Origin of the sequence: Xenorhabdus sp. Sc-CR9, from assembly GCF_963897815.1 — a bacterium.
Taxonomy (GTDB): domain Bacteria; phylum Pseudomonadota; class Gammaproteobacteria; order Enterobacterales; family Enterobacteriaceae; genus Xenorhabdus.
In genome coordinates this window covers 56,565-81,460 of sequence record NZ_CAWQTY010000055.1, presented here as the reverse complement: position 1 = coordinate 81,460, position 24,896 = coordinate 56,565, and the positions used below count along the sequence as shown (strand labels likewise).

Here is a 24,896-nt window from a genome sequence, read left to right as displayed (position 1 = left end):
GTTTCTTTAACAACGGATAAATGTTCAATCAGGGTCATAGGTAAGCGATTAGAAGAGAAATAAGGCTAATTAGATCATGCTATTAATTTTCATTCAATAGATGTTAAAAAAGTATGCTCGCGCCCTGGCCTGCCATAAAGCTGTTATGACTGCTTCATTTGGAGGTCGACTCGAGAGTGCTGCAATAAAATCCTGATGTTCTGCTTCTTGATAATCAAGGACAATATCTTTTTTTGAAGCAAAGTAACGAAAGAAAGTTCGAGTGGAAACATCAAATTGTTCGTAATGTCTTCTACCCTAGTTTCATCAAATCCTTTGATAGAAAAAAGTTCATAAGATGCTTTAATTAAGGCATCTCGTAACATTTTTTTTTTGCGCTCACGGCGACCTAGTTTTTCTTCACTTCTATCCGTCATTTGCTACTACCCCACTGTAAATAAAATATGTAAAACCCTTAATTATAACAGTTCAGTTAAAATTTGGAAATTTATATAAATTACATTGAGTGCATTTTATTTGTTGACAGCTAATGTCATTAAATGACAAGATTTGACAGTTTGTTACCTTTAGATAAATTTCACGCAACACCTATAACTAAGCCTAGTTAGTCTGATTTAGCATATTTCTTTGTTTGTAGAATTTATTTTATCTATTTGCATGGGGTGTTAAATATGAATATTGCTACTGGACTTACATTTTGTAATTTTCACGATATTGAATTGAATTCATATGAGCAGGATATTTGGATTGAGGCTATGCGAAACCCTAATAGTTCCCAATTCACTATAGCACTTAGTAAATCATTACCAATGTCTGTAGATATTACCAAATTCCGACACGTTATAGAGCAAATTATGCTATCGGAACCCATATTTCGTAAAGCTTTTCATGGGCATGGAAATAGGCCTAAAGTGAAAATGAATTTTGATTGGATTCCGACTGAGATTCACTCTTATAAGTTTCATAACAAGCAGAAATTAATATCTTTTTTTAATAATTGGTCTCATAAGTTTTGGGATATTTCAAAACCTCCATTAATTGATATCGCTATAGGAAACTTTAATGATAATAATATATTAATGATCAGAGCACATCATATTATTGTTGACAGTTGGGCTTTAAATGTTTTTTCCCAGAAAATTGTGGATTTGTATGAAAATGAAGTGAAAAATATTCAGCATGAGATTTTAAGCCCTAAAGAATTTACTCCAAGCCTATTGCGAAGTGAGAAGTTTGATTTTAATAAATCATTGAATGAGATTATATCTAATATTATAGGAATAGACCCCGTTTTATTTTCAAAGCACGAAAAAAATGTAAATTCTATCCGGAAAAGTATTAGGAAAAATTTTAAAATTCCAGCTATTGAAGTAATACGTGGAATAAATAATGGTTTTACTCCATTTATGACTGTATCCACAGCTTTATCTATTTTTCTTTCGCATATATATGGAAGAGAAAGCTTTTTCATAGGTGTTCCTTTCCTTAACAGAGACGAAAATGAAATTACTTCGATAACACAAAAAGCGAATTGTCTTCCTGTTAAGATTGAAGTTAATTCGAGTTCTACTCCAAGACAAATTAGCTTGGATATTAAGGATGCCGTGACCTTCTTAAAGAAACACCAAGCAGTTCCTTTAGGGAAGATTATATCAGAACTATCACAATCAATATCTTCTCGGCAGCTATTTGATACAACTATTTCGTATTTGCGCTATCCACGGAACTATGTCAAATCCGATAATGAATTATCTACCAGGAATGTTGCACATGTACATGAACAAGATGCCATTGCCATACATATGCACACTTATGGCAATGATACTGATGTTTATGGTGAAATTTGTCTAAATATATCAGCATTTACTAATGAAATGACTGCAAAAATATGTGCTGAAACACTGATACAGCTTGTAAGTAACCTTCATGAGAAACTTGATGAGCACATTTCTCAAATTGATTTACTCACACCAGAACAGATTAATTTTCTGAAAAAATACGAAAATGGCCCAAGAAGGCCTTACAGCCAGACTGAAACTGTTGTCTCTTTATTCGAAGCCAAAGCTAAACAATTTCCGCAGAATATTGCTTTGCGTAACCAAGATGGAAGAGTAGTGTCTTATGATCAATTGAGTAAGTGGTCGTCTTCTATTGCCTATGCTTTGGAAACTCGTGGAGTTAATCCTGGAGATATAGTTGCTGTATCACTTGAACGGTCGCCGGAAATGATTGCCGCGATATTTGGAATTTTAAAAGCAGGCGCTGCGTATCTACCCATAGACAGTGAATATCCTCAGGATCGTGTGAAATATATGCTTGAGGATAGTCGAGTCAAGGTAATAGTTTCAAATTTACCACATATTATTGCAGCTGATGATCCACGACGTTTAGATCCTGTATCAGTACCGAAAGTTCTTGGTAGCCATATGATCTGTAATATCAAGACGCAACCAGATGCTGCTGCATATGTTATCTACACATCAGGGTCAACTGGTCGTCCAAAAGGAGTTGTTGTTAATCATCATGCCATTATTAATCGACTCGAGTGGATGCAAGAGACTTACTCTTTGGATACGACAGATGTGATTCTTCAGAAAACACCAATCTCCTTTGATGTGTCTGTATGGGAACTATTTTGGTGGGCAATAACAGGAGCCTCTGTTGCTCTTCTCAAGCGGGGAGCTCAACGTGATCCACGAGAATTAATCCAAACAATTGCTATGCATGGTGTGACTGTTGCACACTTTGTACCTTCAATGTTTGAACCTTATTTACAAGCTCTTGCTGAAGATAGGAAGAACCTAGATATCGTATCAGGACTTAAATGTTTATTCACGAGTGGTGAAACTCTTACGCCCGCAATTGTTAATAAATATAAGAAACTTTTCACACCAGATAGACAACCTCCGCGTCTCATTAATCTCTATGGTCCAACAGAAGCAACTGTAGATGTGACTTATTATGAATTGAATCTTGGGCAACGAGGAGAAATCGTATCTGTACCGATTGGTTTCCCGATAAACAATACTTCTATCAGAATTGTTTCACACCATGGTTTGAGATTACCCGTTGGTATACCAGGGGAGCTACAGATTGGAGGGGTTCAGCTCGCACAAGGTTATCTAAATAGACCTGAATTGACCTCAGAACGATTCATTTTTGATCGGCGGGAAGATAATACTCGTTGGTACCTTACAGGTGATCTTGCTACTTGGGCTGAGGATGGCTCCATTATTTATCTTGGTAGAATTGATGATCAAATAAAAATCCGTGGAAATCGCATTGAGCTTGGTGAGGTGAAGAGTGCACTTCTAAGTCTTCCGGAAATACTGAATGCAGAGGTTTTAGTTGATGAGAATGAGATTCACGGAAAGCATTTGATTGGAATATATGTAGCAAAGGGGATTGTAAGCGAACGTGAAATCCATGAACGCCTAGCGAGGATTCTACCACGAGCCATGATTCCAACCCGATTTGAACAGCTAGAAAATATACCACTTACTCCTAATGGAAAATTTGACCGAAGTAAGGTTGTGCGTGATCTGCTTGCAAAGAAAAATATTTTTCTATCAATGGAGTTAGGAGGTAATGAGGAAGTAGTAGCTAAGGTTTGGAGCAAAATTCTTGGTCAATATAATATTTGTCCTGATGATGATTTTTATGTTCTTGGCGGGGACTCCATTCTAATGCTGAAAGTAAGGTCTGAGTTAGAGACTTATGGGTATCATGTAGAACTCACGGATCTTGCACAAAATACGACAGTTCGTACTTTGGGAAATATTCTTAATAGAGTATTGGGAGAACAGAAAGTTGTAAAAGAGTCATTACCTCCATTTGCTTTAGTAGGAGAGTTAGGTCGGGGCAGACTTCACAATCATGATTACGAAGATATATACCCAGCCTCACAGCTGCAACTTGGTCTTATCTACCATAGTTACGAGAGTAGGGGAGGTCGTATTTATAAAGATGTTTTTCGTTATACTATCAAAACAAAGTGGAATAAAACAGAATTCAAATCAGCTTTACAAGGGCTGATTCGTCGACACCCTGCATTACGAACTACATTCAATTTGAGTGATTTTGATAGACCACTCCAGTTCATCAGGAAGTACCTGCCTGTTGAAGATGTTCTGTTGATCGCCACTCCGAAACTCGATGTATACGAAAATATAATTACGAATCATTTCGATAAGTGGTCTCGTCATAACTATGACTTTGGTTCTGGTCCGCTTTTTCATGTGGGTATTTTCGTTAGGGAAAATTCAGAATTTATTGATCTTCTTCTGAGTTTTCATCATGCGATCCTTGATGGAGGAAGTGTTGCAAACTTGATTCGTGAGCTTCTATTGTCTTATGCAGGGAAAACCGATGATGTAGATCTTGGATACACAATAGATGAGCTACCGAATCCATCAGTCTTTATTCAAAATGAGATCGAAGCCATTGAAGTAGAAGAGCATCGGTTATACTGGCAGGAGTATCTCCGGAACGCGCCAAAAACATTACCTCTAGGGTTAGTCAGATATGCAGGTGGATCGTTTCAAGGAATGTTTTCTTACCGTTTTAAGATTGATCCAAATCTCGACACAGTCCTGCAAAACTTAGCTAAAACTGCTCAATTACCTGTAAGATCTTTCTATCTTGCTGCACATAGCTTCGCAATAGCTTTAATGAGTGGTAACAATGAATTGGTTACTGGAGTAGTGACACATACCCGCCCAGAAGTCAGGAATTCTGAGCATATTCTCGGGTTATTTCTGAATACTGTACCCCTGCGGATAAATATGGAAGGACTTACATGGCTTAAACTTGCCGATGTTGTCTATCAGAATGAAAAGAAAAATCATAGGCATCGACGTTTACCTTTAAGTGAAATTCAGGCTCATACTAACTTAGCCGCTATTCAGACCGCATTCAACTATATACATTTTCATGTACTTCAGGATGTAAGTGTTAAGACAGATATTGAAATCATTGATTTTGATCCCAGAGAAGAGACGAATTTTGCAATTCTCGTGAATGTGATGCGTGACTTTTCTGGGCAACAAATAAGCATTCGGATTGATCTTGATGGAAGTCAATATTCAAGAGAACAGGGAGAAGTATTCGGAAGGTTATTCCGGCAGGCGCTTGAACAAATAGCATACAACTCGCATTCTATAGCAACATTAAACCAATCACTTTCTGTTCTGGGAAACATTATTCCTCCTTTGTCGGAAGAGCCGTTCGAATCGATCCCAAGTCTCATTCAGCGAGTTGTAGAACGTAGTCCACAAGGTGTGGCTGTCACGCATGATAATAAAAAGTGGACTTATGAAGAGCTCTGGGTGGTGAGCGAAAGAATCGCATTGTTACTGCATGAAAGAGGCGTAAAGAAGCATGATATCGTCGGAATTGCGTTGCCTAGGTCATTTAAGCAAATTGCTACAGTTTTCGCTACCCTCCGTATGGGAGCAGTGTGCCTTCCGATAGATATTTCATACCCTGAGAGCCGTATAAAGTTGATTCTAGATATCGCACAACCGATTGTCTTGATTACAGTACCCGAATTTACTGAATTACCGTATTTCGAACGGCAGATTATTTTAAAAGACTCTATCATTCCGAATGTGGCTAAAGATATAAATATAGCAATTACTTCAGCGGATATAGCTTATATTCTATTCACTTCTGGTTCGACAGGGATACCAAAAGGCGTAGTTATGCCTCATAGGAGCTTGACTAATCTAATTAACTGGCAAAATCGTATCAGTAGTGGTTCGCAGATTATGTCAACTCTACAGTTCGCTCCTTTGAGTTTTGACGTTTCATTTCAAGAAATATTTTCCACGCTGACGTCTGGTTCCATATTGCATCTTATAGATGAATCAGAACGTAGGGATCCTGTCGCATTACTTCGTTTTCTGGATCATAAAGCAGTTGAGCGCATCTTCCTTCCCTACATTGCTTTGCAGCAACTCGCTGAAGCTGCTGTAACACTCGGTTTATCTCCATGTAAACTGCATGTGGTTGTGTCTTCGGGGGAACAGCTACGCGTCACTCAGGAAATCCGTTCCTTCATTGCCGGATTGAAAGGGGGAATACTTGAAAATCAGTATGGACCGACGGAAACTCATGTTGTTGCATACCACAATATGAGTGGTGATTCAGAATATTTTGCATCACTACCACCGATTGGTAAGCCAATTAGTGGTGTTGGTATTGCCATTCTTGACCAATATTCAAACATGGTACCTAGAGGTGTTATGGGTGAAATTTGCGTATATGGTAAATCATTAGCTTCTGGCTATTATCTTGCTCAGAATCAGACAAATCAAAAATTTATTGAACATCCTGATGTACCTGGCGGTATTTTGTATCGAACCGGCGATATTGGTATACACTTATCGAGTGGTGAAATTATTAGCTTAGGTCGTAGTGATACGCAGATTAAAGTACGTGGTTATAGAATTGAACCATCTGAAATAGAGTTTAAGATCTTACATTTTTTCGAAAAAATAGCAAAAAGTATAGAGGTAGCGGTAGTTGCTCGTCATCGCAACGATCTTGATTCATACCTCGTTGCTTTCCTTATAGGAAAGGAAAATATTGATATACAAGAACAATTATTGCGATATTTAGAATCAGAATTACCATTATATATGGTACCGTCCTATATTGTTTGGATCGATTCTCTTCCAAAAACACCAAGCGGCAAGCGTGATGATGCAAAACTCAGTCAGATAGAAATTAAAATTGAGTCAAATAAAAAATACCGCGAACCGAAAGATCAATATGAACGTCAGCTTTGCAAATTGATAGCCGATTTACTGAAAATTCCTCAGATTGCTCCTGAACAAAATATTTTTGAATGTGGAGCAACCTCGTTGACAGCTATGCGTATCGTTGTTCTTGTTGAGAAACTCTATGATATTAATGTGCCCCTTTCTACATTTGTTAGAGCTCCTACTATTGCACAACTCGCGGTGTTGATATGTAGCCGTGGAGGGGAGTTCAAGTTTGATCCGCTTGTACCATTGCGTGAAGTAGGTAGCCGCAGACCACTTTTCCTTGTGCATCCGATGGGAGGTAATATCCTTTCATATCTACGTATGCTTCCTTATTTTCCTACAGACCAGCCAGTGTATGCATTGCAGGCATCAGGTGTTGATATAGGTTCTTCACCAATAGCGACTATTGATGAACAGGCAAGGTTCTATATTGAAGCGATAAAACGAGTCCAGCCGAATGGCCCATATACAATTGGTGGATGGTCGTATGGAGGTTTTATAGCCTTCGAAATTGCAAACCAACTAATTAGAGCAGGTGATAAGGTTGCAAATACTTTGATCCTTGACACCATGGCGCTTAATTCTCATTCACAAGGCAAGGCAAGTGATGACGCATTACTCACTTGGTTTTTCTGGGAATTATTGTGGACATCAAGAGGATCATCATTACCTGTTCAGATTGTTCCACCGGAGATCGTGGGGTTACAGGAGCGCTTTGACTACATCACCGATCATGCAATCAAAATAGGTGCAATTCCAGTTGGCAGTAAAAAATCCGTTATGCAACGACTTTTTAATGTGTACCGAACTAATTGGCAGGCTGCTACGGAATATAACATCGGGCGTCCAAATTTAGACATTACGCTCATTCGTGCCAGAGAACCACTCCCGATAATATTGCGTGAAATGCATGACACGATACGTAGTGAATATGAGGATCCGAAAAATGGATGGAAGGATAAAACCGTTGGAAACGTGAAAGTCATAGAGATAGATGGAAACCATCTTACGATAATGGAAGAGCCTCATGTCAAGAAATTGGCACAAGCCATTATTGATGAAATCAATACTGTGAATAAGGTACAAAAAAATGCCTAAAAATCCAACTGCATTAATCGTGGGAACTGGTGTTGGTGGTTTATCAGCTGCAATAGCGCTAAAAAATATCGGATGGTCTGCTCAACTTTTTGAAAAAAACAATGGCTTGAGAGCTACAGGTTCAGGGCTTTCTGTTATGTCTAATGCTAGTACAGCGATGAAAACGCTTCTTGGCATAGATCTTAACTTGAAAAATTATGGTGCGGAAATACAGAATTTCGAGATACGCCACAAATCGGGATTACTTCTTAAACGGCTTCCTATGCAAGAAATATCGAATCAACAAGGTACCCCTTGTGTTTGTATTTCTCGAGAAAAACTTCAACAGTCTTTGCTCGATAAACTGGGTGATACAAATATAGCATTTGAGAAACGTGCTATTAATTATGTTGAGACTCCAAAGAGTGTACAACTGAATTTTGACGATGGTACTTCTGCTCATGGCGATATTTTGATAGGAGCTGATGGATTCCATTCATCAATCAGAGAATCAATTGGAACACAGTCTATAATTCAGGAGGCTGGTTATATCTGTTGGCTTGCACTAGTGAAGTATTCTCATCCACAAATTACACCAGGATATGTTGTCCATTACTGGGGAAGTGGAAAACGAATCGGCATTATCGATATTGGTAATGGTTGGGTGTATTGGTGGGGGACAGCCAATATGCCATCTCATGAAGCTAGAGAATGGAAAGGTACAAATAACGATATTGCAGAATTTTATATCGGTTGGCCAGACATTATTCACGATATCATTCTTTCAACTGATAGTACCTCTATTATCACTGTTGATGCTAAAGACCGAACTTTTCCAGAAACTTGGACTAAGGGGAGAGTAACACTCCTTGGAGATGCCGCGCATCCAATGCTTACAAGCTTAGGGCAAGGAGCAGGATTGTCTATCGAAGATGCGGCTGTTTTAGGCTATGTTCTTAGAAACACGGATGATCATGTAGAAGCTTTAAAGAAATATGAGTTTATTAGGCAACCACGTGCTCGCACAATTGTTAATGCTTCCAGAGAACTGAGTGAAATAGAACAATACGATTCTTTAATCCTGCGAATAAAGCGTGATGTAGGTATATGGTTGGCCCCTCAAAAAAAAATACGGGAGCGGCTAAATAAGTCATTATTGTTCGATAATATTGCTGTGCAGACTACGACAAACTGTAAAGTATTTCCTCAACTATAAGGTGATATTATGAATAGAAAAAGTATTTTAATTACTGGTGCATCTTCAGGTTTAGGTTATGCCGCTGCTCGAAAATTGGCAGCCAATGGTTTTTATGTTTTTGCTGCAGCTAGAAATATACATGGTGTATTTAACTCCATAGAAAATATTGAGGAGTTAGTGCTTGATGTAACAGATGAACAATCAATCAAAGAATCCTTCACTTATATTGAGGCCAGAAATGAGGATTACCCTTTGTGGGGATTGGTTAATAATGCAGGAGTGTGTATCCCTGGCCCTTTAGAACTTCTCAAATTGTCTGAACTACGTCGGCAGTTGGACACGAATGTTATTGGGCAGTTATTAGTGACTCAATCTGCACTTCCGTTTATTCGGAAATCTCAGGGTAGGATCATCAATGTCATATCCGGGCTTGGAAATGTTGCAATGCCTTACTTAGGCGCTTATTCGATAGCTCAGTTTGCTAAGAAAGCATTTACTGATGTTTTACGACGCGAACTAAAGCGTTCGGGGGTGTCTGTTAGTGTGGTGCAACCCGGAAAAATTTATACGCCAATATGGGATAAATTTTCCGCAATGGGGCAAGAAATTATAGAGCAATTAACCGATGAGGGAAGAGGAACTTACGAAAGATCATTTAAGGATTTTTTGACTTTCAACCAAGCGGAAGGACGTTTATTTAATCTAACCGTGAATGACTTTGCAAACGTTATTTATGAAGTGCTGACAACTGACATGCCTGCTATTCATTACTATGTTGGGGAAGAGGAAAAAGCTTTCATTGAGAAATCTCAGGTATCGACTGTGTTGGAAATAGACGAATGGTTTACCTGGTGCTCCCCAAGTGAGGCAGAGTGTAAGAAATTTTAACCTAAGTAGTTTTATAAACTAGAAAGGTAACGTCATGATAAGAAAAAATATACTCGTGACTGGTGCATCGTCGGGGCTAGGTTATGCCGCAACGAGAACATTGGCAGCCAATGGTTTCTACGTTTTTGCTGCGGCTAGAGAAATTTGTGGTGTTTTCAATTCTATAGAAAATATTGAGGAAGTAGTACTTGATATAACAAATGAACAATCAATCAAAGAATGTTTCTCTTATATTGAAACTATAAACAAGGATTATCCTTTGTGGGGATTGGTTAATAATGCAGGAATCTGTGTTCCTAGTCCCTTAGAGCTTTTAGAATCATTCGATCTACGTCGGCAGTTGGATACGAATGTTATTGGACAGTTATTAGTGACTCAATCTGCAATTCCTTTTATTCGGAAATCTCAGGGTAGAATTGTCAACATAACATCTGGTCTTGGGAGTATTGCTGTACCTTATTTAGGCGCTTATTCGATTGCTCAGTTTGCGAAGATGGGATTTAGCGATGCTTTACGACGAGAATTGAAACATTCAGGAGCAACAGTCAGTGTTGTGCAGCCTGGGGCTATTTACACCCCAATTTGGGATAAATTTTTAACAACAGGAAAAGAGATCCTAAATCAGTCGACGGATGAAAAACGGAAAATTTACGAGAGGTCATTTACAGAATTTTTGAAGTCTAGTCAGGCAGCCGCTTATTCAGCAAAAGCAACCGAGGATGATTTTGCACAAGTAATTCTTGAAGTCTTGACAACAAAAATGCCTGCTACTCACTATTATGTTGGGGATGATGCAAAATATTTCGCCGAAAAATCAAGGAAATCGACTACATTTGAAATAGATCAGTGGTTTGATTTGCAGTCTCCAACAGAATCCGAGTTTAAGAAAATAGTGTATTGAAAAAATAGAACGATAAGTATGCCAAAAGATGTTATGGCATACTTGATATTGTGGTAGGAATTGAATTATGCCATAGAATATGATTATTCAAATCTGTATATATTGCTGTATAACTATTTAGATATTGAATATTTTCCGAGTAGTATACACTGATATTTTGGAACTTGAAGGGGTGTTTTTGACTATATGAATAGGAATTTTTTGTTTTTTATCCAGATATAAAAATATCTAAATGTTATGTTGAATCCAAACGATATTAATATTTTTGGAGATGATAATTGATGGATAATATACATCGCCCGCTTTCTTCTGTAGAACGTTGGTACTGGCTTTGTGATCAGTTTTCTACTTTAAATGTGATCTCCAGAGTTCGTGTATATGGCGAACTACATTATGAAGTTTTACGTTATGCTCTTGATGAGTTACAGGTGCGGCATCCATTGCTGAGAGTGACAGTTGAACATGATAAAGGCCTTAACCCTAGGTGGGTTCCTACTATGCAGCCGATTCCCCTACGAGTGGTTGGTCGTGAGCGAAATGACCAATGGATATCTGAAATCAATGACGTTGAACTGTTGGAGAGGATAGATCCAGATACAGGCCCTCTTATAAGAGCTGTATTCATAAGTGGGCCAGATGAAGTACACGATCTAATAGTTACTGTTGCTCATACTATTGCTGATGGTACTACAGTACTTTCACTGGCCGAGCAGTGGCTTGAGCTGGCTGGTGACCCTAAAACCATAAGAATCATGAGCCGTGTACTTACTTCTGCAGAAGAGTTACGTCCACCACAATTTATAGGCCGTGAAGGACATGAGAAACTTACTGAACAGAATTATAGTGATCAAAAATTAATCGACCAATATAAGCCGGGTCGAGTAGAGGCAAGTGTAAAAGTTCCGTTTGAAATGCGCCAGAGTCAGTTATTACATCGGGAGTTGAATAACGATGAACTCGAGATTGTAATTCAAACATCACGTAGGTATGGAACAACGGTGCATGGTGCGTTGACTGCTGCATTGGTAGTCGCTGCTGGACAAGATGCTAATTTTCGAACAACTTATTTTGCAGTTGGCTCACCTATAGACTTTCGTGGTGAGCTAGTACCACCAGTTTATTCAGATGAGGTAGGCTCTTATGTGGCCACAGTTCTATCCATAGTTGATCTTTCTCTTCCATTTTGGGATATCGCTCGGATGATAACGACTGATCTTGCTGAACGAAAGCAGCATGGTCACCATTTCAATTTGTTAACAATGATTGTCGAAAACGCTCCTCATTCCATAGCAGACGCCCGTCCATTCATGGAGTTTATGGAGGAAAATGGACCGATTAATTTAGTTTCTTCTAATCTTGGCCGTGTCCCTTTTCCCGACCGAATAGGTAATTGGAGACTTTCTGATGCTCAGTTTTTGTCTGGTATATCAGTAAATGGTTATTTTGTCGCGACTATTAACTCTAGCCATAACCGACTATTTTGGAATTTTACATATATTGAAAATTTGATACCAAAAAGCCGCGCAGAATTTTTGGCTGATAGTTGTCTTCGTATCCTGCGAGCAGCTATCAATAAATCAGATAATTAATAACATTATTTTTTACTTATTAGAAGTAGCAATAATGGGAGAACGATTATGAATAAGATTGCAGTTGGTGGTGCTCAGGTAGCGTATCGTGTTGATGGGAAAGGGCCAGGATTAGTATTAGTGCATGGAACTGGTGGAAATTCAGAAGCGAATTGGGGTCATCTTATTCCCGCTTTGATTAATGACTGGACTGTTGTTCGGCCTGACTATTCTGGTTCAGGAATGACATGTGATGAGGGAAAGCCGATTGAAGTGAAAGAAATGGCCGCTCAGATAGTAGCCGCAGCTGAAGCAGCAGGAGTCATTCCTTTTGATCTTGTTGGTTTCTCGCTTGGTTCAGCTATTTCTATAGTTATTGCTGCTGATTACCCACATTTAGTTAGGCGAGTTATTCTTTTAGGGCCCTTTCTTTCCAGTAAAGATCCTAGACAGAAGGTGCAGTTCGAATTATGGAGAGATCTTATTCGTACAGATAGGCTAGCTTTATCACAGTTGATTTTATTAACAGGATTTAGCCCAACATTTATTTCAATTCAGGGCAATGAAGGGGTTTCAGCTATTATTGATGGTTTTATGTCCGAAATAAACTGGGAAGGGATGGCTCGCCAAGTGGAACTCGATCTCTCGATTGACGTATCCGAAGCTGCACGCAGAATTGAAAAACCGACTCTTGTTATTGGATGTTCACATGATCATATTGTACCATCATCTCAGGTAAAATCTGTGGCAGCGGCTATTCGTGGAGCTCAATACACCGAGCTCTATACTGGTCATTTAGCACATGTAGAGAAGCCAGAAGAATTTATTTTACTTTTGCGCAGTTTTCTTTTATCAAGTGATGACTGAACTCATTTTAATCTTATTTAAGAAAGAAAATAATGCCTGAGGTTTCATCAATATTTTTATCAAAGATAAAATAGTGAAAATTCTCAGGCATGAATATACCTTTGCAAGGTGATTAAAAATATTGGGAGCCTAACGTCTTATGAATATATTTACAAACAATTAAACTTTAACCATGAACGATTAATAATATCCATTAAATAATAAGAAGCCACTTTAAACTTTGTGGAGTGATTCGTACCACGACTTATTTTTCCCATTGCATTGAGGATGGTCAATAATTTATGTATATAAGAAATGATAGCACTTTATTATATGGATGATATCATATTTTTTATAAGAACTTTTTTAACACAAAAGAAGGTATTTAGAATTTCAAATTCCTTCTTCATACGTCACCTAAGCCTGAATCTACTTCGGGCAGAAACGACCAAAAAAGCCAGTATTCGCCGGAAACGGCGAATTGCCAGTATGGATATTAGCTATTTGGATAAGGTATTAGCCGCCGGATTCAATGCATTGGGCAAGAAATAAACATTCACGCTCTTGCCCTGCCATTTAGAGTAATGATTAGTTTTTTTCAAAATAGATAATCATTCTTAAATGGCGATATTCATCGACGATAAGTGTTTCGTGATCATATTCTGATTGTTTCTGATTTACATCAGAGATAATAGAAAATCCGCGTCCATAGCTGTCTATGTTTGGTTGATCAATCCAGATTCGGAAGTCCGATGATAATTTTTTTAATTCAGTAACCAACGATAGCATATTTGTATCATTTGATACGGAAGCCAGATCTCTACGAAACTGTGAGAGTAATTTCGGGGCATCTTCATGCCACGCGGGTAGACGACAACGCAACTCAGGATTGGTAAATACCATGCGGATCATATTGCGGTTAATTTGTTCGAGATTGGAGAAACCAAATAGGTTATCTCCTAAGGAATTCCAAGCGATAATATCCCAGCGAAGATTGAGAATATAGGCCGGTCTTTCAGTTATATCATCCAGTAATTGTTGGATCAATGGGCTAACGGAGAGCCATTGCCACGCTTCTTTTGGGGGAGGACGTCGGTGAGCCAAGAGGAACAAATGACTACATTCTATATCATCTAGTTTCAGAGCCTTGGCTACCTTGAGTAGAAAATCTTCTGAGACCTGAATATTTCGACCTTGCTCGAACCATGTATACCAAGTAAGACCAACTCCTGCGAGTGAAGCTACTTCCTCGCGTCGAAGCCCAGATGTCCGACGGCGACTGGTCGTAGGTAAGCCGACATCGGTTGGTGTGAGCTTTGTTCTATGACGTATCAGAAAATTTGAGAGCTCACTTCGTGTGCGTGCTAGAGTTCTACTACTCAAGGTATTGCTCCTTATAATAGAATATTTTCTTATACTATAACATTATCATTTATGTGTTCAAAAATGAGGTCATTTATCAAATGTAGTACTCGTTTATGTGAAGTATGTATTTTCTGGAAGAAAAGGAGGCCGTCAATACATTGATTCGGATAATGGATGTTAGCTGGAAAATTGAGTGTGGTTTTGGGTAATGTGGCATTACGAGGCCTGATAATAGTAGGACTGGCATCGGAATATCACTTTATTGCTATTGTCTCTTGCTATTCGGATTGTCTTGCAGATACAGGAAAAAACGCCATTGGGGTTGGTATTCCTAAATGTATAAGAGATACCTAATATCATCATCGAAATGAATAACTTTTTTTGATAATTTAATAAATATTTTTGTTTAGTGAAAGAAGCCTCTGATATAGAGGCATAATAAATAGAAATTATTTTATTATTTATTGTATTCTGGCTTTAAAAATATTCTTATGATCAAAGAGTATTTTTATAATAGCGCTGGCTCATATCACTAATTTTTATCACTATAGATTGCAATACGGTGCAAAGTAATAGCCGCCAATATGGAGAGGATAGCGATGCTGAGAGCACTTATTGCGGCTGCAGTATGAAATCCAGTAGTGAACGCAGTTTGAGCTTCGGCCAGTAAGCCAGTAGGTAACTCTGATGCTATTGAATAAGTTGACCATAGACTATCACTAACCGTTTCTCGTATATTTATTGGAAGTTCATTAGGAAGCTGATCGGACATAGTATAGCGATAAACTGCATTGGCAGTGCTGCCAAGTAAAGCTATGCCAAGCGAAATACCAAGATCTTGTACTGTTTCAGTCATAGCTGAAGCGGAGCCTGCTTTCTCAGGTGGTGCCGATCCAACTACAAGCTCAGTACCTAAAGCAGCGATTGTACCGTTCCCAAGATATGCCAGTGCTAGGCCGGTAACAGCAAGTATTACGTCGTATGTGCTATTGCTACCCAGTTGAGTAAACATAAGATAACCTACAACTGATAAACCAAGTGATCCAGCGACTACGAAGCCGGGTCGGATATGTCGGGCAACGAGAGGTGATGCTATACCCCCTGCGATCATAGCTAATGCAGCCACTCCCATCCATAGACCCGCGACAAGAGGAGAGAGTCCGACCACTAATTGTAGGTGTTGGGCGACGAGCAACATCGCTCCTCCAACTGCTATTAATCCTACCAACAATACAATCAATGCTATCGAAAAAGTTCGATTGGCAAAGAGTGTTATATCGAGCAGAGGATCGGCAAGATGACGTTGTCGTTTTACGAACAGAAAGGCAAAAGCTATTCCTACGGCAATTATGATGACGGCATCTAGGGCAAAGCCATGTTTAGCTATTTGCTTGATACCATAAATAATTGGCAATATAGCAATGAGTGAAAGAGCAACACTGAACAGATCTAATCTACCTCTATTTGGTGCCCGATATTCAGGCAGTAAAAAAGGACCGAGAAGAAGCAATAAACCAACAATAGGGACTGCAATGAGAAAAGCTGCTCCCCACCAGAATTGTTCCAGTAATGCACCTCCTACGACGGGTCCTAGTGCATAACCGACTCCAAACATTGTTGCCCATATGCCGAATCCGAGAGCTCGCTGGCGTGGATCGACGAATAGATTGCTGATCAGTGCCAGAGTTGATGGCATCAGAGTTGCGGCTGCAATGCCAAGTGCTGCACGTGCAGCAATTAGCATGGAAGCATTAGTGGAGAAAGCCGCTATTACAGAAGCAATAGCGAAAGCTGTTGCGCCAATTAATAGTAGTTTGCGGCGCCCAATTCGATCACCTAATGTACCCATTGTGATAAGAAAACCGGCAATGAAGAAGCCATAGGCATCCATAATCCAAAGCGCCTGTGTACTTGTCGGTTGTAGATCAATTGCCAGTGCTGGCAGAGTTAAATGTAAGAGGGTCAAATCGAGTCCAAGTAGGATGGTTGGGAGAGAGAGAAGAGCGAGTCCCGCCCATTCGCGCAGACCGGCTCGATTCTGAGCTTGATGTATGCATTTACTAGACGTTTTAGTGATACCTGGAAGATTATTATGTGTCATCAAGATACCTCAGTTTTATTCAATGTTAATGACTAGAATCATATATTCGGGCCAATAGCATGTTATGACAATATAGCTAGTTATCCTATTATTACTGGCAATAGTACAGGTGAAGTGGTTGCTAAAATTATTAACTTATTATCTGCAAGTATGTTGGTGCAGCGTATGCAGTCGGAAGCCGAAAAGCGGGAGTTGAATGTGGTCATTAAAGCAGTACCCGCTCTGGAATTAGAAGCACGTATCCATGAGGCTGATGTCGTTTTACTCGGGCCGCAAATCCGGTATGAACTTACCCGCTTTAATTTCACTGGGATACATGTGGCCTTGTCTGCGGCGTAGACGATGCCCCTTATCGAGACAAAATTGCTCCCATTGCGGAATGAAAAAACGACAAAAGTCATCGACATCGCAGAAAATTTCAACTAATTTGTTCATTACCTGTTCCTTTTTAGAGCGGTTTTTAGTGTGCACCAAAATTTTGCTCTTGGAACAGGCACTTCGCCAATCCTTTATCCAGAATTCGGGCTATTTAATCAATAACTTCTGCTGCTTGTCTTCATATCGGGCATTTTCTGCCAGCATTTTGAAATCTTTCATTGTCCAATATTGCGTTGGAACAGACAAATTTCTCATCTCATTGGTTGGTAATAAGCGGAACTCAGCCAGCTTATCCAATGAAAAATGCTGATAGCACTCAGGTAGAGATAAACGCAAAGCAAAGTCTTCTTTACCTGATGGCATTAATGGATAGCGATTGTCTTGGGTATCATAATTCCGTTGCAGTACTAAAAACTTCTCAGGGATACGTTGATAACTGTTCCACCATAAGCCATCTACACTATCAAACATCTCTTTTGTGCCTGACTCAGAATAATCCCCTAGCTCACGTAAAGCTATTGGCAAGATCTTAGCCATTGCAGCCGAAAACTGAGACACAGAAGAGGCATGGCCTTCCAAAATCAGCGTGAGTGCCAACCGTGCGCCCAGCAAATTTGAATAGAGATCTTCCGGGGAAAAAGCAGAAATCCCTTCTGGAAACCCCGGAACGGATTGATAGCCGTACCATTGCGCAATTTCATGCCAGACTGCAAGCTGAAAAGCCAGCTTAGTGGCTAAATAGGCGCTCAAAGTATAATGTTCCGCAGGATCTTCCGGCAGAGTAAATGCAAAAAAATGAATTTTACGTGCGGCGAGTTCATTATTCAGGCTTAATTCCCACTTTTCGCCGAGACGGGCATAAATTTGGCTGAATAAATAGAGCGTATAGTCTGCAGTATCCCTCACATGGGAAATATCAATAAATCCGCCCTGATGGGTATAAAGCAACCCGATTTTTTCATTGCTTACCCCCAACAACGCCGCGCTTGCGCCAAACACACTGTCATTGTAGTGATGCTTACCCAATTTCCCGGCTTCAATAATATTATCAATACCATAGAAAGGGATCGGGATATTCCATAGCTTGGCTTTGAGGTTATAACCGAAAGCACAGCAGGCCCTTAAACCTTCTGGAGGTGTAATCGGAGGCAGCACAGGCCAGTTTTCCAGCGATTGCTCATGGGTGTCACTGGTCAGAACAGATCTTATGGGGTCAACAGATTCTGGTTTACTTTGGCATGCTATCAACAGAAAACTAAGACACAGTGTTACTAATAATCTCAAAACGCTTCCCCGACCTGAAAGTAAAACCCTGTGCTGCCTTTACCAACTCCGAAATCTAATCTGACATTCATACGTGGCTTAAACTCAAAACGATAGCCAACACCAACAGAAGGGAGCCAATGTTTTGTTCCCAATTTTGCAGGTAAATCACCCAGTGTGCCTGTACCTATCCAACCGACTACACCATGGCGCCAACCAAGTTTGTGCCTTAGCTCCAGTTGTGTCGTGAAGATATTGTTGTCACGATAGCGACCTTCATAGTACCCGCGCATCCGCTGACTATTTCCGAGTAACGATAATTGATTCCACGGCACACTACCGACACTGAAACGGGCATAGTTATCAAAGGCCAGTACCGTCTTATCGGATAACGAGTGATAGGTTGAAAATTGTAACTGCGTAGTCTGGAAACGGTGATCTCCCCCGAATTCTGGGGAAAAATAAGTATAAACGATCTCAAATACCTGACCGTGTTGTGCATTGGGCAAGAAATCCCGCGTATCGTAACTGAAGTGGACACTGACACCAGAGCTGATAACTGAACGCCTGCCGACGGATTGTTCAAAATACCGTTTTGCGCCGGCATCCGGATCATTAGCATTGACGGATGAGAAATTCCAGCCTAACCCCATATAAGTGGCATCAGCGACGCGATAGAGCAGGCGGGGACGAATATCAAATACCTGTGAGTTATATTTCTCTTTATTACTTTTATCGTTACCGGCTTTGTAGCCTTTACCCCAATAATAAGTCGGGGTGTTATTTACTGTACCGGAGACAAATAACCGCCATTGGTCATTGGCAAGGAAATTATAATTGGTAAAGTTCAGGCCAAATGCACCGGTAGAAGAACCAAAGCCACTGAGTCCCAGCGAAGACGTCTGGCTGATACGATCTGAGCTGTCAGGCCGATATAAACCAACCACGGCAACCCCAATTCCTACTCCCATCTCAGGGGTGTAGAAAGGGCCGGGCAATATGCCCCAATCAATTTTCTTGCGGGCATCAAAAGAATTACTTCCGCCTAATTTGTTTAGCCAACCATCAATTTTTTGCCGTTCTGGCAGGATATCAGCGTGCGCGGCTGAAACGGTAAAAATAAAGAAGCTGGAAATCACCAGTCTTTTGAAAGTTGCGAAACCAAACATTAAAAACGAAACTCCCCGGAAATAAAGAAGGTATTTCGGTTTCCAAAACCGACCTCGGAGATTACGTTGAAATTACGGGTAACTTCGAAACGTGCACCAACGGTATTGTTCCATTTATAGGCAAGGTGTTGTTTGACATCGAATTTAATTTCCGTATTAGGGTTCATAGTATTCAAAAGACTAAATGCTCCATCCAGCTCAGAGGGCAAACTGAGTTTACTTACATCACCTTTAAAGCGTTGAGTAATATCTTGATACATAGCGCCGACCCACACCTGAACTTTGGTATTACCTTGACCAGAAATTAATGGGTTAAATACAAATTCATAACCAACACGAGGTGTCAGAACAAAAGCACTAATATCACCATCTAAGATATCTAAATTAGTACGGGTATAATTAGCATCTAATGTGGCAAAAAATTGGTTGTAACCAGCGGCAAGGGTTGCCCCACCGCCAAAAGTTTTTCCTTTGAAGTTTAGTTCGAAAGGAATATTTTTCATATAATGAGTATCTGTTAAAAAGGCAATATTATCTATATTTGTGTTGGATTTACCTTTGGTTTTTCCATAGACACCATAAATGTTTAGGAAAGGAAATACCCATGAATCAAGCTTAAGCATATGGGTTTCACTTTTTTGGCGCGTCTTGCCAGCATTAACAAAGAGCGCTTTTTCAAAAAAATTCTTATATTCTGGTTTAATGTTATGGAATTGAAATTTAATGCTATCTACAACAATATCCTGCCGCATATTCATATAACTATAACTGGCACCAAACGGCTCTGGCAGGTCATAGCCTTTTTCCTGTGCTTTATCGCCCCAAATTGGCAGAATACGCGATTCAGATTTGGCAGAACGGGATAAGCTACCGTCATTGTTGGTTTGCGGGACGCCTGATTCTGTCATGGTCAATGAGAAAAGCGGGCGATCACTATCTGCATAGCTGTATGAAGCTGTAAAACATAAGGTGGCAGCTAACAATTTGCTGGTGTTAGTTAAGTTCATAAATTAACTCGCTTCCTATTTTTGACAAATAAATTGTCTACAAAATCAACGATAAGGGGATAAAAGGCGGCGTAGGTTAGCATAGCTGTTTTTGGCAATCATTAACGAATTATGCTCGGAGGCAGTTTTTTGCACAATTTGGAGTTTTCGTTTGTTTTATTACCAAATAAAATGAATTTCTTCTCTCTTATATGTTAATAAACCTAATCATTTTTAGCCGTGATTATTTTGGTATTTATTTTTACTTCAACATATTATGGTTGCTAAAAATAAACTAAGGTCTAATAAATTTTTTAGTTTTGTTTGTGTGTTGACTAAATCAAAATAAATGACTACTAAAATGTTCTTTAATAATCAGTCTGTAAATTCGGCTTTTTATTAAATAAGTAATTATATTTAACGACGAGGTGCACGCGACAAAACATCTCGGTTTATCCCCGTGCTTACAGGGAACACTGTAAAAGTAATCGCTTTTTCTTTCTCATCAACTGTTTATCCCCGTACTTACGGGGAACACTCTAAATTTATCCATCTGTTTTATAATAATTTTCTAGAGTGAAAAAATTCTACCATTTTTTCAGCTTATAAATCAGTCAAATTATGATACTCCTATTGCAGCCATCACAAAATAACCTGCTAGCCTTAACTAAGATGAGGGCGCTCCTATAATTCATTTCACGAGAAGCAATAACGGAATAACAATAAAGAAAATAACACCACGAAAACCATTCTATGGTGTTGCACAGCGAGAGTGTCTACCCCAGCTCTGGAGTTGGAAGCGTGTATCAACGAAGCCGATGTGATTTTACTCGATCCGCAAATTTGGTATGAACTTGCCCGTTTTACGGCACTGGCGGAACCATTGGGTAAGTCCATCAGCTTGCATCGGTTATGACAGTGGCGAGCGAGCAGCATGTATTCATCCCGCATTTACTCCCCAAATTATTTATCGGGATTCACTCAGGTGTGTGTAAAGCATCACAATTTCAGGAACAGTGGATAAATCAGATGAGACATGCGTCAGCATTTTTTGCTAAAAAGCATGTTGTTATGGTGTATAAATGTGTTAAAACCGCTGACTATTCATCTGATTGTCTCGTTAACTGATTGCATTATATTGAAAATGAAGAAAAAACGCCCTGTTTTACAAGATGTTGCAGACCTCGTTGGGGTCACAAAAATGACGATCAGCCGCTTTTTGCGTAATCCGGATCAGGTTTCTGAAGCATTGGGAAAACGAATAGCAGAAGCTTTGGATCAGTTGGGTTACATTCCCAACCGTGTACCAGATATTCTTTCCAACTCCACCAGCCGTGCAATCGGCGTTTTGCTTCCTTCCCTGACGAATCAGGTTTTTGCTGAAGTGATCCGTGGGATCGAGCATGTGACAGATCGCAATGGCTATCAGACCATGCTGGCTCACTATGGCTATTCTGCCCAAAAAGAAGAAGAGCGTTTACTTTCCCTGCTTTCTTACAATATTGATGGCCTTATTTTGGCAGAACGAACGCACACCCCCAAGACGTTGAAGATATTACAGACCGTAGGAATTCCCGTAGTAGAACTGATGGACAGCGTATCGCCTTGCCTTGATATTGCTGTGGGCATCGATAATTTTGAAGCGGCGCGTCAGATGACGATGGCAATGATCAAGAGCGGCTGCCAGAATGTGGTTTATCTTGGTGCCCGACAAGATGAGAGGACGCTGATCCGTTTGCAAGGGTTTGAAGTCGCGATGCGTAGCGCCGGGCTTCAGCCGAGAAAAGTAATGACACCCGATAGTTCATCCTATTCATTGGGGGCTCAGCTTTTACTGGAAACCTGCCAGAAATATCCCGGCGTTGATGGTTTGTTTTGCACGAATGATGATATTGCCATTGGTGCGGTTTTTGAGTGCCAGCGCCAGGGGATTAAAGTACCGGAAGAAATTTCTATAGCCGGTTTTCATGGTCATGACATCGGTCAGGTAATGACACCAAAACTTGCCAGTGTATTGACTCCCCGTGACCTGATGGGACGTAAGGCAGCAGAAGCCTTACTTACTCGCCTGAAGGGGAACAAACTGGAACACACTCTGATCGATGTCGGATTCACCCTTTCATTGGGTGAAAGTATCTGATGGGTAACAGTATTTAATGGATGAAAGTGTTTAAATTTTGTAGCTCAAAATGATGCTTCTTCATCTTCAATTGCGATAAACCTCACATTTTCCTTTTTTGGCGATCCTGATTGATTGCCCGCCACCCTGTCGCGCTGTTAATGTTACCGGTAACCTAATTACCGATAACAATTGTGCAGGCTATATTTTTTAAAGTTACTGTTTGGCTGGTCATATTGCATGGCTAATATTTTTAATTTAATTCAAATGGATAGCTAATCAGTAAGGTCTGCATAAAGGAGTTTGATATGAGCGGTACCCAGCAGTTAAATCATGTTTTTGTCTTGATGGGGGTATCCGGCAGCGGTAAATCTGCGGTTGCCAACGGGATTGCCCGTGAGCTGGGGGCAGTATTTCTGGACGGGGATTTTCTGCATCCTCGCGCCAATATTATGAAAATGGCACAAAGCCATGCCTTAAATGATGATGATCGTCAGCCGTGGCTGAAGGCACTCAATGATGCCATTTTTGCCATGCAACGTACCAATCATGTCTCTCTTCTCGTGTGCTCTGCCTTAAAAAAAAGCTATCGGGATATACTGCGTGATGGCAATAAGAATCTGTCATTTCTCTATATGAAAGGGGATTTTGAGTTAATTGAAAGTCGGCTGAAAGCACGCAAGGGGCATTTTTTCAAACCACAAATGCTGATCTCACAGTTTGAGACTCTGGAAGAGCCGGACGGTGATGAAAAAGATGTTCATCAGATTGATATTAAACCTTCCCTTGATGAAGTCATCCAAAACGCAATTAAAACTATTGACCGTATTAGCGAGGAGCGTTAATGAGTACATTAACTCTGGTTATGACGGCCGTCGGCTCTGTTCTTTTATTGCTGTTTCTGGTGATGAAAGCCAGAATGCACGCTTTTATTGCATTGATGCTGGTTTCGATCGGGGCAGGAATTTTTTCAGGAATGCCACTGGAAAACATCACCCAAACCATGCAAAACGGTATGTCGAGTACGTTGGGTTTTCTTGCTGTTGTTGTGGCTCTGGGCGCGATGTTTGGCAAAATTCTGCATGAAACAGGTGCTCTTGATCAGATTGCAGTGAAACTACTGAGCAGTTTCGGGGAAAAACGGGCCAATTACGCATTGGGTATCGCCGGGCTTATCTGTGCCTTGCCCCTGTTTTTTGATGTAGCAGTTGTGTTGCTGATTGGTGTGGTATTTGCCGTGGCGCGCCGCACCAATGGCAATGTAGTGAAGCTGGCGATCCCGCTGTTTGCCGGTGTTGCGTCGGCTGCGGCATTTCTGGTTCCCGGGCCGACTCCCATGCTGCTGGCTTCTCAAATGGGAGCAGACTTTGGTTGGATGATCCTGATTGGCTTGAGTGCTGCGATCCCCAGCATGTTACTGGCCGGCCCGATATACGGCAATTTTATCAGCAAATATGTCACGCTGGATCTGCCTGAGGATCTGAGTACTCCAAGCATTGGTAAAAACCAGATGCCTTCCTTTGGTTTCAGCCTGGCACTGGTATTGTTCCCGCTGGTGTTGGTCGGGCTGAAAACTATTGGTGCCCGTTTCGTGGATAAGCAATCTGAGCTATACCAATGGATGGAATTTATCGGTCATCCCTTCACGGCGATTTTGGTTGCATGTCTGGTGGCGATTTATGGTCTGGCAATCCGTCGTGGCATGAGCAAAGATAAGGTCATGGATGTTTGCTCCGCTGCCATTCAGCCGGCAGGGATTATCCTGCTGGTAACGGGTGCAGGTGGCGTATTTAAGCAAGTGTTGGTCGATTCCGGTGTTGGGCCGGCATTGGGTAATGCATTGGTTGGTGCGGGTCTGCCAATTGCGATGGCATGCTTTATTCTGGCGGGTGTCGTACGTGTAATTCAGGGTTCGGCAACTGTAGCGTGTCTGACCACGGTAGGGCTGGTTCTGCCAGTGATTGGTGAACTGGGTTATTCTGGTGCACAAATGGCAGCGTTATCTGTGTGTATTGCGGGTGGTTCTTTGGTACTTAGCCATGTTAACGACTCCGGTTTCTGGCTGTTTGGTAAATTTACCGGTGCGACAGAAGCACAGACACTGAAAACCTGGACGATGATGGAAACCATTCTCGGCACCACTGGCGCAGTTGTCGGCATGATTTACTTCGCAATGCTGTGATGTTCTAAAGTCTTTTTTGCAAAATATTTAGTAGCGCTTTAATGATTGATTAAGGCGCTGTTTTTGTTGTTAAATTCTTTTATTT

General features: G+C 40.5%; 18 protein-coding genes and 2 pseudogenes. 13 read left to right on the top strand and 7 right to left on the bottom strand.

The annotated features are described in order from the left end of the window. Positions 1-143 precede the first annotated feature (143 nt). On the bottom strand, positions 144-416 hold the full coding sequence (locus AACQ81_RS03215) for a hypothetical protein (RefSeq protein ID WP_237386285.1): 273 nt from the start codon (positions 414-416) through the stop codon (positions 144-146). Positions 417-671: 255 nt separating this feature from the next. On the opposite strand from AACQ81_RS03215, the gene AACQ81_RS03210 reads away from it, so the two are divergent. From AACQ81_RS03210 to AACQ81_RS03180, 7 genes and pseudogenes are all read left to right on the top strand, one after another. Further along, entirely contained in the window at positions 672-7,868 is a 7,197-nt protein-coding gene (locus AACQ81_RS03210; RefSeq protein WP_237386284.1) for an amino acid adenylation domain-containing protein, read from the top strand. Then, entirely contained in the window at positions 7,861-9,063 is a 1,203-nt protein-coding gene (locus AACQ81_RS03205) for an FAD-dependent monooxygenase (RefSeq protein WP_237386283.1), read from the top strand. The genes AACQ81_RS03210 and AACQ81_RS03205 overlap by 8 nt, the downstream gene beginning before the upstream one ends. Before the next feature lie 9 nt (positions 9,064-9,072). After that, positions 9,073-9,933, top strand: coding sequence for an SDR family NAD(P)-dependent oxidoreductase (locus AACQ81_RS03200; protein ID WP_237386282.1), 861 nt, complete (start codon positions 9,073-9,075; stop codon positions 9,931-9,933). A gap of 34 nt (positions 9,934-9,967) precedes the next feature. Continuing rightward, positions 9,968-10,834, top strand: coding sequence for an SDR family NAD(P)-dependent oxidoreductase (locus tag AACQ81_RS03195; protein ID WP_237386281.1), 867 nt, complete (start codon positions 9,968-9,970; stop codon positions 10,832-10,834). 281 nt (positions 10,835-11,115) lie between these two features. Beyond that, positions 11,116-12,423, top strand: a complete 1,308-nt coding sequence (locus AACQ81_RS03190) for a phthiocerol/phthiodiolone dimycocerosyl transferase family protein (protein ID WP_237386280.1) — start codon at positions 11,116-11,118, stop codon at positions 12,421-12,423. Between the two features lie 48 nt (positions 12,424-12,471). Beyond that, positions 12,472-13,269 carry an alpha/beta fold hydrolase gene (locus AACQ81_RS03185; RefSeq protein ID WP_237386279.1) on the top strand — a complete coding sequence of 266 codons (798 nt, stop codon included), beginning with the start codon at positions 12,472-12,474 and terminating at the stop codon, positions 13,267-13,269. Positions 13,270-13,656: 387 nt separating this feature from the next. Continuing rightward, positions 13,657-13,800: pseudogene (locus AACQ81_RS03180) on the top strand (ISAs1 family transposase); the annotation flags it as partial. Between the two features lie 36 nt (positions 13,801-13,836). Here the strand turns inward: AACQ81_RS03180 and AACQ81_RS03175 are convergent. Beyond that, on the bottom strand, positions 13,837-14,631 hold the full coding sequence (locus AACQ81_RS03175; protein ID WP_237386278.1) for a helix-turn-helix transcriptional regulator: 795 nt from the start codon (positions 14,629-14,631) through the stop codon (positions 13,837-13,839). A gap of 156 nt (positions 14,632-14,787) precedes the next feature. Between AACQ81_RS03175 and AACQ81_RS03170 the strand changes: the two genes are divergently transcribed. After that, the gene (locus AACQ81_RS03170; protein WP_237386277.1) at positions 14,788-14,967 is read left to right on the top strand and encodes a hypothetical protein; all 180 of its coding nucleotides are present in this window, start codon (positions 14,788-14,790) and stop codon (positions 14,965-14,967) included. Between the two features lie 178 nt (positions 14,968-15,145). Here AACQ81_RS03170 and AACQ81_RS03165 read toward each other — a convergent pair whose 3' ends face one another. Beyond that, positions 15,146-16,714, bottom strand: coding sequence for an MFS transporter (locus AACQ81_RS03165; protein ID WP_237386276.1), 1,569 nt, complete (start codon positions 16,712-16,714; stop codon positions 15,146-15,148). Positions 16,715-16,864: 150 nt separating this feature from the next. Here AACQ81_RS03165 and AACQ81_RS03160 point away from each other — a divergent pair, with 150 nt between their 5' ends. Continuing rightward, the gene (locus AACQ81_RS03160) at positions 16,865-17,053 is read left to right on the top strand and encodes a hypothetical protein (protein ID WP_336885672.1); all 189 of its coding nucleotides are present in this window, start codon (positions 16,865-16,867) and stop codon (positions 17,051-17,053) included. Here AACQ81_RS03160 and AACQ81_RS03155 read toward each other — a convergent pair. The 4 genes and pseudogenes from AACQ81_RS03155 to AACQ81_RS03140 form a co-directional block, all read right to left on the bottom strand. Beyond that, a pseudogene (locus tag AACQ81_RS03155) lies at positions 17,015-17,149 on the bottom strand (IS982 family transposase); the annotation flags it as partial. The gene AACQ81_RS03160 and the pseudogene AACQ81_RS03155 overlap by 39 nt on opposite strands. Before the next feature lie 90 nt (positions 17,150-17,239). Next, the gene (locus tag AACQ81_RS03150; RefSeq protein ID WP_237386274.1) at positions 17,240-18,376 is read right to left on the bottom strand and encodes a DUF4056 domain-containing protein; all 1,137 of its coding nucleotides are present in this window, start codon (positions 18,374-18,376) and stop codon (positions 17,240-17,242) included. After that, on the bottom strand, positions 18,373-19,524 hold the full coding sequence (locus AACQ81_RS03145; protein ID WP_237386273.1) for a BamA/TamA family outer membrane protein: 1,152 nt from the start codon (positions 19,522-19,524) through the stop codon (positions 18,373-18,375). The genes AACQ81_RS03150 and AACQ81_RS03145 overlap by 4 nt, the downstream gene beginning before the upstream one ends. Next, positions 19,524-20,531 (bottom strand): hypothetical protein, encoded by a 1,008-nt coding sequence (locus AACQ81_RS03140; protein ID WP_237386272.1) that lies wholly within the window; start codon positions 20,529-20,531, stop codon positions 19,524-19,526. The genes AACQ81_RS03145 and AACQ81_RS03140 overlap by 1 nt, the downstream gene beginning before the upstream one ends. 751 nt (positions 20,532-21,282) lie before the next feature. Here AACQ81_RS03140 and AACQ81_RS03135 point away from each other — a divergent pair. The 4 genes from AACQ81_RS03135 (at position 21,283) to gntU (ending at position 24,811) form a co-directional block, all read left to right on the top strand. Next, the gene (locus AACQ81_RS03135) at positions 21,283-21,426 is read left to right on the top strand and encodes a hypothetical protein (protein WP_237386271.1); all 144 of its coding nucleotides are present in this window, start codon (positions 21,283-21,285) and stop codon (positions 21,424-21,426) included. A 228-nt stretch (positions 21,427-21,654) separates the two neighbouring features. Further along, positions 21,655-22,650, top strand: coding sequence for a gluconate operon transcriptional repressor GntR (gene gntR, locus AACQ81_RS03130; RefSeq protein ID WP_237386291.1), 996 nt, complete (start codon positions 21,655-21,657; stop codon positions 22,648-22,650). 287 nt (positions 22,651-22,937) lie between these two features. Then, positions 22,938-23,474, top strand: a complete 537-nt coding sequence (gene gntK, locus AACQ81_RS03125; RefSeq protein WP_237386270.1) for a gluconokinase — start codon at positions 22,938-22,940, stop codon at positions 23,472-23,474. Beyond that, a complete protein-coding gene (gntU, locus tag AACQ81_RS03120) occupies positions 23,474-24,811 on the top strand; it encodes a gluconate transporter (RefSeq protein WP_237386269.1) in 1,338 nt (445 codons plus the stop codon). The genes gntK and gntU overlap by 1 nt, the downstream gene beginning before the upstream one ends. The last annotated feature ends 85 nt before the right edge of the window (positions 24,812-24,896 follow it).

What these genes read in the sequence shown, in the direction of transcription:
- AACQ81_RS03215 (WP_237386285.1), bottom strand. Translation starts at nt 416, where the DNA reads ATGACGGATAGAAGTGAAGAAAAACTAGGTCGCCGTGAGCGCAAAAAA.
- AACQ81_RS03210 (WP_237386284.1), top strand. Translation starts at nt 672, where the DNA reads ATGAATATTGCTACTGGACTTACATTTTGTAATTTTCACGATATTGAA.
- AACQ81_RS03205 (WP_237386283.1), top strand. Translation starts at nt 7,861, where the DNA reads ATGCCTAAAAATCCAACTGCATTAATCGTGGGAACTGGTGTTGGTGGT.
- AACQ81_RS03200 (WP_237386282.1), top strand. Translation starts at nt 9,073, where the DNA reads ATGAATAGAAAAAGTATTTTAATTACTGGTGCATCTTCAGGTTTAGGT.
- AACQ81_RS03195 (WP_237386281.1), top strand. Translation starts at nt 9,968, where the DNA reads ATGATAAGAAAAAATATACTCGTGACTGGTGCATCGTCGGGGCTAGGT.
- AACQ81_RS03190 (WP_237386280.1), top strand. Translation starts at nt 11,116, where the DNA reads ATGGATAATATACATCGCCCGCTTTCTTCTGTAGAACGTTGGTACTGG.
- AACQ81_RS03185 (WP_237386279.1), top strand. Translation starts at nt 12,472, where the DNA reads ATGAATAAGATTGCAGTTGGTGGTGCTCAGGTAGCGTATCGTGTTGAT.
- AACQ81_RS03170 (WP_237386277.1), top strand. Translation starts at nt 14,788, where the DNA reads ATGTTAGCTGGAAAATTGAGTGTGGTTTTGGGTAATGTGGCATTACGA.
- AACQ81_RS03165 (WP_237386276.1), bottom strand. Translation starts at nt 16,714, where the DNA reads ATGACACATAATAATCTTCCAGGTATCACTAAAACGTCTAGTAAATGC.
- AACQ81_RS03160 (WP_336885672.1), top strand. Translation starts at nt 16,865, where the DNA reads ATGTTGGTGCAGCGTATGCAGTCGGAAGCCGAAAAGCGGGAGTTGAAT.
- AACQ81_RS03145 (WP_237386273.1), bottom strand. Translation starts at nt 19,524, where the DNA reads ATGTTTGGTTTCGCAACTTTCAAAAGACTGGTGATTTCCAGCTTCTTT.
- AACQ81_RS03140 (WP_237386272.1), bottom strand. Translation starts at nt 20,531, where the DNA reads ATGAACTTAACTAACACCAGCAAATTGTTAGCTGCCACCTTATGTTTT.
- gntR (WP_237386291.1), top strand. Translation starts at nt 21,655, where the DNA reads ATGAAGAAAAAACGCCCTGTTTTACAAGATGTTGCAGACCTCGTTGGG.
- gntK (WP_237386270.1), top strand. Translation starts at nt 22,938, where the DNA reads ATGAGCGGTACCCAGCAGTTAAATCATGTTTTTGTCTTGATGGGGGTA.
- gntU (WP_237386269.1), top strand. Translation starts at nt 23,474, where the DNA reads ATGAGTACATTAACTCTGGTTATGACGGCCGTCGGCTCTGTTCTTTTA.